The following is a 971-nucleotide window of genomic DNA, read 5'->3' as shown; positions in this document are numbered from 1 at the left end:
GCTCGCGTTCACTCAGGAGGTAGGCGACATCTTCGCAAGGGACTACCGTAGGCCGGAACGCCACCATGCGGTCAGGTGCCCAGCCATGGCGGCAGTCTCGACTTGACCACGCGGCATGCTGAAGTGGCCAGTGATTTCGTCGTCGAAGAACTATTGGACCTGTCCCGTGTCCGCGCCGCCTGCCAGCCTCGTCAGCAGCCGGGTTGGACAGCGCAGCACGAGGAACGACCGGAGCGTGAGGGGGTGCTGTGGCGCACGTAGGCGTCGCGCAGTGGCTGACCATCGATGCCGTGCTCGACAACATCCACGCCATTGAGAACGTTGACGGGGACCAGTCCGTGGCCGCCCAGGCGTTCCGGCTTCGCCAACTGGGGTGGGACGCCAACGCGAGCCACCCGGAGCGTGGTCGGGGTCCGGTGGGCTGGCCGCCGCGGGACGCCCACCTTGAGCTGGCGTTGACCGACGGCGATCTGGAATTCATCCGCGATTGCCTGGACCGCAGTCTCGTCACTACCCGCTTCCTGATCGACAGCTTGTCGATCGACCACCGCAGCCGTGCGGACCAAGAGGAGTCCTTGCGCCTGGAGTTGGCGGCACTCGACGCGCTTGACGCTATTCAGCCCGACCCGCCAGCTTGAGCGCCACCACCTGGTATCACGGGCTTCGCGGCCGTGAAAGTGGCGTTCGATCCCGAACGGCGCACGTCGCCCTTTCCCGTTCCGTCTGCCCTGGCTTCAGATAGGAGCGCAGTGGCGGTGCCAGGGCGCGGCGGCATGCGGATCTGCCGCTGATCGGGCGCCCGTCTTGCCGCCGCTGGGCGGGGTCATAGCCGACGAGCGAGCGCCAGACGGCCTACCGCTGATCCAACGAGGGGTTGACAGCGGTCCCTGGGTCTCACCGACCATGGTCGTGTGACCGACGAAGGTCTGGACCCCATCACGCTCAGGTCGGGCTCCTACGACGACCGCGCG

At 67.0% G+C, this 971-nt stretch carries 1 protein-coding gene; it reads left to right on the top strand.

What is annotated here, in order from left to right; all coding sequences use genetic code 11:
• The first annotated feature begins 248 nt into the window (after nucleotides 1-248).
• Nucleotides 249-638 (top strand): hypothetical protein, encoded by a 390-nt coding sequence (locus tag Pma05_RS42130; protein ID WP_203863146.1) that lies wholly within the window; start codon nucleotides 249-251, stop codon nucleotides 636-638.
• Nucleotides 639-971 lie beyond the last annotated feature (333 nt).

The organism is Plantactinospora mayteni, from assembly GCF_016862935.1.
GTDB classification, from domain to species: Bacteria; Actinomycetota; Actinomycetes; order Mycobacteriales; family Micromonosporaceae; genus Plantactinospora; species Plantactinospora mayteni.
The sequence above is the reverse complement of the archived record's forward strand: the minus strand, read 5'-3'. Positions and strand labels throughout refer to the sequence as shown.